General features: G+C 55.5%; 9 protein-coding genes. 2 read left to right on the top strand and 7 right to left on the bottom strand.

Annotated features, from left to right (window positions below; genetic code table 11):
• Positions 1-166: 166 nt before the first annotated feature.
• Entirely contained in the window at positions 167-1,045 is an 879-nt protein-coding gene (htpX, locus tag ACLQ7H_RS23170; RefSeq protein WP_021178212.1) for a protease HtpX, read from the top strand.
• A 75-nt stretch (positions 1,046-1,120) separates the two neighbouring features.
• Here htpX and ACLQ7H_RS23165 read toward each other — a convergent pair whose 3' ends face one another.
• Positions 1,121-2,500, bottom strand: a complete 1,380-nt coding sequence (locus ACLQ7H_RS23165) for an MFS transporter (RefSeq protein ID WP_411754691.1) — start codon at positions 2,498-2,500, stop codon at positions 1,121-1,123.
• A 228-nt stretch (positions 2,501-2,728) separates the two neighbouring features.
• Between ACLQ7H_RS23165 and kdgR the strand changes: the two genes are divergently transcribed.
• Positions 2,729-3,520: a DNA-binding transcriptional regulator KdgR gene (kdgR, locus tag ACLQ7H_RS23160; RefSeq protein WP_411754690.1), complete on the top strand. Its 792-nt coding sequence runs from the start codon at positions 2,729-2,731 to the stop codon at positions 3,518-3,520.
• A 99-nt stretch (positions 3,521-3,619) separates the two neighbouring features.
• Here the strand turns inward: kdgR and ACLQ7H_RS23155 are convergent, their stop codons facing one another.
• The 6 genes from ACLQ7H_RS23155 to kduD form a co-directional block, all read right to left on the bottom strand.
• Positions 3,620-4,567 carry an SMP-30/gluconolactonase/LRE family protein gene (locus ACLQ7H_RS23155; protein ID WP_411754689.1) on the bottom strand — a complete coding sequence of 316 codons (948 nt, stop codon included), beginning with the start codon at positions 4,565-4,567 and terminating at the stop codon, positions 3,620-3,622.
• Positions 4,506-5,381 (bottom strand): SDR family NAD(P)-dependent oxidoreductase, encoded by an 876-nt coding sequence (locus ACLQ7H_RS23150; protein WP_411754688.1) that lies wholly within the window; start codon positions 5,379-5,381, stop codon positions 4,506-4,508. Before ACLQ7H_RS23150 ends, ACLQ7H_RS23155 begins: the two co-directional genes overlap by 62 nt.
• An 85-nt stretch (positions 5,382-5,466) precedes the next feature.
• Positions 5,467-6,399 (bottom strand): LysR substrate-binding domain-containing protein, encoded by a 933-nt coding sequence (locus ACLQ7H_RS23145; protein ID WP_411754687.1) that lies wholly within the window; start codon positions 6,397-6,399, stop codon positions 5,467-5,469.
• 104 nt (positions 6,400-6,503) lie between these two features.
• On the bottom strand, positions 6,504-7,895 hold the full coding sequence (locus tag ACLQ7H_RS23140) for an L-cystine transporter (protein ID WP_411754686.1): 1,392 nt from the start codon (positions 7,893-7,895) through the stop codon (positions 6,504-6,506).
• A gap of 174 nt (positions 7,896-8,069) precedes the next feature.
• The gene (locus ACLQ7H_RS23135) at positions 8,070-8,618 is read right to left on the bottom strand and encodes a metal-dependent hydrolase (protein WP_411754685.1); all 549 of its coding nucleotides are present in this window, start codon (positions 8,616-8,618) and stop codon (positions 8,070-8,072) included.
• A 221-nt stretch (positions 8,619-8,839) separates the two neighbouring features.
• A partial coding sequence (gene kduD / locus ACLQ7H_RS23130; protein WP_411754684.1) for a 2-dehydro-3-deoxy-D-gluconate 5-dehydrogenase KduD occupies positions 8,840-9,536 on the bottom strand: 697 nt, incomplete at its 5' end.

The following is a 9,536-nucleotide window of genomic DNA, read 5'->3' as shown; positions in this document are numbered from 1 at the left end:
AGAGATCGTTTACACTTTGTAAAACCCTTGTTTCATCGTGACTTTGTAAAGTTACGTATTTTTAGTGGGTTAATGGCCTGCCAATCTTGAAATTGTGACCAATGCCCATAAGATCTGGGTATCTGAGGTCGCGTTTTGTTAACAATAACGAGGAAGTAAACATTCTATGATGCGTATAGCTTTGTTCCTGCTCACCAACCTGGCGGTGATGTTGGTTTTCGGGCTGGTGCTTAGCCTGACAGGGATCCAATCCAGTAGCGTTCAGGGCCTGATGATCATGGCCGGTCTGTTTGGTTTTGGCGGTGCGTTTGTTTCACTGCTGATGTCTAAATGGATGGCGCTGCGCTCCGTCGGTGGGGAAGTGATTGAACAGCCACGTAACGAAACCGAACGCTGGCTGTTGGATACGGTGCGTCGCCAATCGCAGCAGGCGGGTATCGCCATGCCACAGGTGGCTATCTATCAAGCGCCGGACATTAACGCCTTTGCTACCGGCGCACGCCGCGATGCATCATTGGTGGCGGTGAGTACCGGCCTGCTGCAAAGTATGAGCCGTGATGAGGCGGAAGCGGTGATCGCCCACGAAATCAGCCACGTTGCCAATGGCGACATGGTGACCATGACGCTGATCCAAGGGGTGGTAAACACCTTCGTGATCTTTGTATCACGCCTGATTGCCCAGGTGGCCGCCGGTTTCCTCGGCAACCGCGATGGGGAAGGCGAAGGCAATGGTAACCCGATGATCTACTTCGGCGTGTCGATGGTGCTGGAGCTGGTGTTTGGCATTCTGGCCAGCATTATCACCATGTGGTTCTCGCGTCACCGTGAATTCCACGCCGATGCAGGTTCAGCCAAACTGGTAGGCCGCGAGAAGATGATCGCTGCGCTGCAACGCTTGAAAACCAGCTATGAACCGCAGGAAGCGGGCACCCTGATGGCGTTTTGCATCAACGGTAAATCCAAGTCGTTCAGCGAGCTGTTTATGTCGCACCCGCCGTTGGATAAGCGCATCGAAGCGCTGCGTTCCGGCCAGTATCTGAAATAACCCTCCATCAAATAAAAACCCCGGGTCGCCGGGGTAAATGGGCGCACGCGGTGCCCGATCAACTATTTACCGGGTTCAGTATGGTTGGGCACGGGGTTGAGTCATACGCAGGCAACTCACCACGGCGGCGACACTGGCGAAGGTGCCTGCCAAAATCAATGAGGCGTGTGTGCCGCTGGTGGGGAACAGGTTGAACATCAAGGCCACCAGCGCCGCGCCAGAGGTTTGCCCCAATAATCGTGCAGTGCCCAGCATGCCACTGGCTCCACCACTACGGTGGCGTGGGGCGGCAGAAATAATGGTGTGGTTGTTGGGCGACTGGAATAACCCAAAGCCCGCCCCGCACAGCACCATGCGCCAGATGATATCCAGATCCGTCGGGTTAGGTGGCAATAGCGCCAGCAGGAACAAACCGAGCGCGAAGGTCGCTAAACCAATCCCTCCCAGTAACCCCGCATGAACACGCTCCACCAGGCGGCCTGCCATCGGCGCCATCACGATAATGGCCAACGGCCAGGGCGTTAACAGTAAACCCGTCGCCACCTCGTCACGGCCCAGAGAGGCCTGCAGGAAGAAGGGTAACGACACCATCGCCAGCATCTGGGCGGCAAAAGAGCAGATCGAAGTGCCCATCGACAGCGCAAAAATCGGGATACGCAGCAGATCCACCGGCAATAAAGGGGATGTCTGCCGCAGCTGACGGCGCACAAAGAAGTAACCAATCACCAGCAGCGCCGCGATTTCAGCGGCAATCAGCAGTAGGCTCTGCCCTTGGGCAAAACCGCTGATGGCGGTGATCAGCAGGCCAAACGTCAGGGCATTCATCACCGCACTGATAGGGTCAAAGCGCTGGTTGCTGCTTTTCTGGCTGTTGGCCGGTAGGTATTTCATCCCCAGGAGCAGTGCGACGATGCCGATTGGCAGATTGATGGCAAATAGCCACTGCCAGGAGGCCACGGATAAAATGGCGGCGGCAACCGTCGGCCCGGCAGCAGAAGAGAAAGCCACGATCAGCGAGTTTATCCCGATGCCACGGCCAAGAAAGCGTTGCGGATAGATAATGCGGATCAGGGCGGTATTGACGCTCATAATCGCTGCGGCACCAAACCCTTGCAGCACGCGGGCGATCGTCAAGGTTAATAGCGAATCGGACAGCGCGCAGAAAAGCGAGGTAATGCTGAAGACCAGCAGGCCAGCTTGATAGATACGGCGATAGCCAATCAGATCGCCCAATGACGCCAGCGAAAGCAACGAGATGGTGATCGCCAACTGGTAGGCATTGACCACCCAAATCGAGCTGGCCGGGCTGGCGTTAAGATCGCGGGCGATGGTCGGCAAGGCCACGTTGGCGATCGCACCATCAAGCACTGACACGGTAATACCTAGTGCAATGGCCAGGATCGCCCCGTAGCGTTGCGGGACCGGTAAGCCGTCGGAATTAGCAAGCGTTGTCATGGAGATGGTTACTAAACAGGGGGAATATTACAATGCTAATCATATTTCCCTCCGATTGCACCCGCCGTTTCTGCGCTAAATGTAAAAGTAGTGGGATGTCTGCCGCTAATCTCATCAATAATGGCGAATATTGCGCAACTTCCATTGCATGGGGTGAAATGTTCCGATTATACTGAAACTCTTGTTCAAATTTCCTAAAACAAAAACAGTTAAGTTAAGGTATTAACCATGGCTAACGCAGATCTAGACAAACAACCGGATTCCGTTTCATCAGTGCTGAAAGTGTTTGGCATCCTGCAAGCACTGGGTGATGAGCGCGAGATCGGCATTACCGAGCTTTCACAGCGGGTAATGATGTCCAAAAGTACCGTATACCGTTTCCTGCAAACCATGAAATCGCTGGGTTATGTCTCACAGGAAGGGGAGTCGGAGAAATATTCGTTGACCCTCAAGCTGTTTGAACTGGGTGCCAAATCGCTGCAAAACGTCGATTTGATCCGCAGCGCGGACATCCAGATGCGTGAACTGTCTAATCAGACGCGTGAGACTATCCACCTGGGAGCGCTGGATGAAGACAGCATCGTCTATATCCACAAAATCGACTCCATGTATAACCTGCGTATGTATTCACGCATCGGTCGCCGTAACCCGCTGCACAGTACTGCCATTGGTAAAGTCCTGCTAGCCTGGCGCGATCGCGGCGAAGTGGAAGAAATCCTGTCCCACGTTGAGTTTACCCGCAGCACTCCGCACACCATCGCCAGCACCGCAGAGTTACTGCCGCTGTTGGATAAGGTGCGTGAGCAGGGGTTTGGCGAAGATATCGAAGAACAGGAAGAAGGCTTGCGCTGCATCGGGGTGCCAGTGTTTGACCGTTTTGGCGTGGTGATCGCAGGCTTGAGCATCTCCTTCCCGACCATCCGCTTCTCCGAAGAAGGCAAAGCGGGCTACGTGGCGCAGTTGCACACCGCCGCTCGTCTGATTTCAGCGCAAATGGGTTATCACGACTACCCGTTTTAAGCTTGCCGTAGTTGTAGGGGGCCGAACATAGCTTCGCCCCTACGCTTTCTCGCCCAGCCTTCGTTATCTCTCTTCGGTTTTTAAAAGCCCACTGTTCTGCTATACGACTATTTTGCGCTCTTTGAACAAGAGACGTGGAACACCGGCAATGGCTGGGCGAATAGTAAAGAGGTCACCAGAATCAGGGTACTTATCCAGTTCTGAGGGCGTCATGGCAAAGCGCGCCGTGGTGATGAATAAGGTATCCAGACCCTCCCCGCCAAAGCAGCAACTGGTTGGGCGGGGCACGGGCATGGCGACGCGATCGCTCAGGCTACCGTTACTGTCATAGCGCAGCAAACATCCTCCGTTGAACTGGCAGACCCACAATCCTCCTGCTCGATCCAAAGCGATACCATCGGGACGTCCCAGCTCGGCCGGGGTTTCGGCGAAGCACGTCACGGCTGCTAGTTCCCCGTTGGGCGAGTATGTGGCTCGAAATATTGCCCGTGCGATGGAATCGACAAAGAACAGCGTGCTGCCATCTTCCGACCAGGCCAGGCCATTAGGCAGCGCGATATTCCGATGGATCGCTTGGGCGTTCAGTTCGCTGTCATAGCGGTACAACGCTCCGGTCTCACGGTTCGGCCCTTCGTGCATCAGACCGGTGACGAAGCGGCCTTGCGGATCGCAGGCCCCATCGTTGAACCGATAGCTTGCCCTGTTATGGACAGCGGTGGAGTGTGTATGGATCACTCCTTCCTTAGGGGCCAGGATGGCAACCCGTGCGCCTTCGGTGAAGATCAGATTGCCTTTATCCGTGAGGGCCAGGGCACCGATGCGCGCCATCGATTGATAGACGGTTGTCACCTGTGCTTGCGGGGTCAGGACGTTAATCTTGCCACCAGAGATATCGACGAAGTACAAAAGGCAGTTGTCTTTATCCCAGACTGGACTCTCGCCAAGGTCGGCACGGACTTCGGCGATCTTGTGCACACGGCCCTCGTCACGCATCGCCAAATTCCTTGATGCGCTGCCAATGGTGGGCGACGTCCTCCACGCTGGCACACTCAATGCGCGCCAGATCCGTAGGATAGGTTACGCCGGGATTTTCACAAAAACGGGTTGCGGTGAACTGGCCGTTGCTGGCGCGCAGGATAACGCCTGTGTCCTGGCATAACGGGCTGGCGAGATACAGCAAACCAGGCACCACCCACTCAGGCTTGAGGTCTGTGGGCGGTTGCGAGATCCCCCACATACGGGTTTTGGCCACCGGAGAGATGGCGTTGACCAGGATGCCGTGCGGTTTTCCTTCCATGCTCAGGGCATTCATGATGCCCACTTGGGCCATTTTGCCAGCGGCGTAGGCCGTCAGACCTGGCTGCGCGTAGCGTTGATACATGGCACGGTCAGAGGTCGTTAGCACGATCCGTGGCGATGGAGAACGCTTGAGATGCGCCCATGCGTGCTTGCTCAACCAGATCGGCGTACGTACGTTGATGCCAAGGGAGCGCTCAAGGAAATCTTCTTCCTGTGCCTCAATGGGCTGATAGCTGACCCAACCAGCGTTGTGGATCAGGATATCCAGCGCGCCGAATTGCTCGATGGCCAGCGCCACAAGTTGTTGGCAACCGGCCTCATTATCCAGACTCCCGCTGTGGGTGACGAGTGTACCACCATCGACCTGCAAGGCATGTATCGCCTCGCTCATCACGTCTGGGTCAGCCCCGTCGCCGGTCAGGCTGGTACCCAGATCGCTAACGATCACCCGTGCGCCACATTCCAGGAGGGCTTTGGCGTAAGCGTTCCCAAGTCCCCGGCCAGCACCGGTGACGATAGCTACCCTGTTTTTGAAAAGCCGGTTTAAGCGTCGATCTGTCATCTGGTACCCCCGTTTGGCAATAGCACGATGATGGAGTGACCGCTCCTCGGTGTAAAATATCTTATTTGTACCGAAACAAGACTTATCAGGTTTCAATCAAGGGCGCCGATGCCATGGCATCTAGCACCGCGTCGATCAGTTTGTCGCGAATTGGACAAGGCGAGTGCGGATTCCAAGCCATCAGCAATTCCACATGTCGCAGTGCGTCTGGCGCATTGACCTGGATTGGCCGGAATACTACGTCTTTGCGCCCCTCTTGCGCCAACGACGCTGGCAACAGTGCGACGCCGAAGCCGCTGGCCACCAGCGCAACCAGAGTTTGCAACTGCCGCGCCTGTTGGGCAATGCGTGGCATAAACCCTGCCGCTGCACAAAGTTGAACTAGTTGGTCATGAAAACCCTGGCCCAGGTGCCGTGGTGACGATACGAAGGCGTCATCTCGCAGTGCGGTCAGTGGAATGATCTCGTGGCACGCCAGAGGGTGCGTGGCTGGCAGGGCGATCATGATCGGTTCGCGCAGAATGGGCTCGAAGCGCAACTCTGGAGTCGTCCTGCCCGGTGGTCTCATGAAACCGAGGTCGGCGTGGCCCTGTTCCAGTGCCTCGACCTGCTCTTGAGTCGTGGCCTCATGCATCGTGAAGGAGATGGCAGGGAATGTAGAGCGGAAGCGCTGCAATGCACTCAGCAGTGCGTCATAGGGGGCGATATTGATGAAGGTTAACGTGAGATGGCCTTCGATGCCTTGCGCCACTCGTCTGGTCTGTTCGACGCCTTCATCAAGCAGGCGTAACACCGCTCTCGCCGTTGCCAGAAAGTCGGTTCCGGCAGGCGTGAGCGCCACGCTGCGATTGGTGCGTTCAAACAGGGGAGCGCCGATCTCGTGCTCCAGCCGACGAATAGCCTGACTCAACGGGGGTTGCGCCATATGCAGCCGTTGTGCTGCGCGATTGAAGTGCAATTCCTCGGCGACGGCGATGAACTGATGTAGCAGGCGGGTTTCAATCATAATGGGCTCCACGGATCCTATTTGCTACACAGTAATACTAATGAAATATCATTGGCAGTCCTGGCGAAAAAAAACCGGCGCCTGGGCACCGGTTCAGTTTGCGAATCAGTCTAGGGTTACCGGTGAGCCAGTTCCGTTTCGTCTTCGCTGTCCATAATGGTTTTATCGGTCTGCTTCATCAGTTGGCTGGTGACGGTACCTGCGGTCATCGAACCACTGACGTTCAGCGCGGTACGGCCCATATCGATCAACGGTTCAACCGAAATCAGCAGGGCGACCAGGGTCACCGGCAGGCCCATCGCTGGCAGCACAATCAGTGCAGCGAAGGTCGCACCGCCGCCCACACCGGCAACACCGGCTGAACTGACGGTAACAATGCCGACCAGCGTTGCGATCCACAGTGGATCCAGCGGGTTAATGCCCACGGTTGGTGCAACCATCACCGCCAGCATTGCCGGATAGAGACCCGCACAACCGTTCTGACCAATAGTGGCACCAAATGAAGCCGAGAAGCTGGCGATGGACTCCGGTACGCCCAGACGGCGAGTCTGCGCTTCGACGTTCAGTGGGATGCTGGCAGCGCTGGAGCGGCTGGTGAAGGCAAACGTCAGCACCGGCCACGCCTTGCGGAAGAATTTCAACGGATTAACGCCGGTGAAGCTCAGCAGCAGGCCATGAACCACGAACATGATCGCCAGACCAAGGTAGGAGGCAACCACAAAACTGCCCAGCTTGATAATGTCGTGGATGTTGGAGCCTGCCACGACCTTGGTCATCAACGCCAGTACGCCGTAAGGAGTCAGCTTCATCACCAGACGGACCAGTTTCATCACCCAGGCTTGCAGGGTATCGATAGCTACCAGTACGCGCTGACCTTTCGGCTGGTCATCTTTCAGCAGTTGCAGCGAAGCCACACCCAGGAAGGCGGCGAAAATCACTACGCTAATAATTGACGTTGGGTTAGCGCCGGTCAGATCGGCAAACGGGTTCTTCGGCACAAATGACAGGATCAGTTGTGGCACGCTGAGGTCGGCTACTTTACCCGCGTAGTTGGTTTCGATCGCCGACAAACGAGCAGTTTCTTGTGTGCCCTGGACCAGACCTTCAGCGGTCAGCCCGAACAGGTTGGTGACCAATACGCCCACCAGTGCGGCAATCAGCGTGGTAAACAGCAGGGTACCAATGGTCAGAAAGCTGATTTTGCCCAGCGAGGAAGCGTTGTGCAACTTGGCTACCGCGCTCAGGATAGAGGCGAAAACCAGCGGCATCACGATCATTTGCAGCAGTTGTACATAGCCGTTACCGACGATGTTGAACCAGCCGATGGACTCTTTCAGCACTGGGTTGTCCGAGCCGTAAATCAGTTGCAGTGCCAAACCGAACACCACACCAAGTGCCAGGCCGACCAGTACTTTTTTAGCCAGGCTCCATTGCTTATGGCGGGTTTGCGCCAACAGCAAAAGGAGGGCGGCAAAAACCAGCACGTTTAATACGAGCGGTAGATTCATCCCCAATGTCTCCAATCTTGTTTTTTTATAATTAAAGGTGCCACGCACCGATGTAAATATCGTAACAGTTTGCGGTGCAGTGCACTTATATCTAAAAAGAATTTAATATAACTTTTGACTTAAAATCGTCGATGTTATGAGCGAAAAGGTGGGGGAATAGGCGATTTTTTGTGATCACAGTCTAATATTTTTTATTTGCTCAAAATAGGACTGCACGGGAAAGGTGTAATCCCCTTGCCAGTAGATGGCGAAAGCCACCAAAACTATACACAGCACCCGCTCCAGCTGGTTACCTTTTTGTGAGTTCAAGATTGGCAGGCAGAAACGCCAGCGGCAGGGCCAAAGCAACGGCACGCCGGCGGGGGTGAGCATATCGGCCAGCAGGTGGCTGAAATAACCGATAATCATGGCGTGCAACACGTCTGCGGGGATGGGCCAACCGCGCGGCACTTCTAGCTGAAACAGCCACATGCCGCCGACGATCGCCAGCAGGCTATGGGTGAATCCGCGGTGACCAAAGGCGCGTGAGATCGGGACTGCGATCCAGCGCAGGCGCTGGCCAAGGATGGATTTGGGATGATCGATATCGGGTAACAGTGACGTCAGCAGCGCGGCAGGAATGATGTGCCACCAATCGCCAGCGGCGAGCACGGGAGTCACCTCCGCTTTCTTGGCAAAGATCGCGCAGGCAACAGAGAATAGGAGATGTCCTTCCGCGGTCATGTTGCACTCTTCTGGCTACTAAACTGTTAATTTATCCAGTATATGGGAATTATTACAGTAACGGAAGCGGTTACCCTGTAACGATTTGTTAATTTTACGCCGTTTTACAAAGAGTTGAAACCTCGCACCTGACGGACGCGGTATTCAGGTAGACTCATAATGTAGGGGCGCTGCATGCTGCGCCCAGGTAAATTTTGGGGAGGATATGTTTGCGGTGGGGATTAGCGAGCCAGCCAGCCGCCGTCCACCGCGAGAGTGTAGCCATTAACGTAGTCGGAGGCTGCCGAAGCCAGGAAGACAATCGGGCCCATCAAGTCCTCCGGCGTGCCCCAACGCCCAGCGGGGATACGATCGAGGATCTGTTGGCTGCGGTCTTCATCGGTACGTAGTTGCTGGGTGTTGTTGGTGGCCATATAGCCCGGCGCAATGGCGTTGACGTTAATCTGGTAGGGTGCCCATTCATTGGCTAACAGCCGGGTGATGCCGAGTACCGCGCTTTTCGACGCGGTGTAAGACGGCACGCGAATGCCGCCCTGGAAAGAGAGCATCGAAGCAATATTGATAATTTTACCGCCGCTACCCTGGCTGATGAACTGTTTGGCCACCGCCTGTGCCATAAAGAACAGGGTTTTAATATTGACGTCCATCACCTCATCCCAGTCTTGTTCATTGAAATTAAGGGCGTCTTCACGGCGGATAATCCCTGCGTTGTTCACCAGGATATCGATTCTGCCAAACGCCTCAACGGCGGCTGCTAGCAGAGAAGGGATGGCGTCGATATTGCCGAGATCGGCGTTCAGATTCAGGAACCGACGTCCGGTCTGGGTGACTTTGCTCATGGTCTCAAGGGGCTGACTGCGGTTAACGCCGATAATATCGCAACCGGCCTGCGCAAACCCAATCGCAATGCCTTGCCCC

The organism is Serratia sp. (in: enterobacteria), assembly GCF_046715635.1.
Taxonomy (GTDB): Bacteria; Pseudomonadota; Gammaproteobacteria; order Enterobacterales; family Enterobacteriaceae; genus Chania.
Note: the sequence above shows the minus strand (reverse complement) of the source record. Positions and strands in the feature narration are given on the sequence as shown.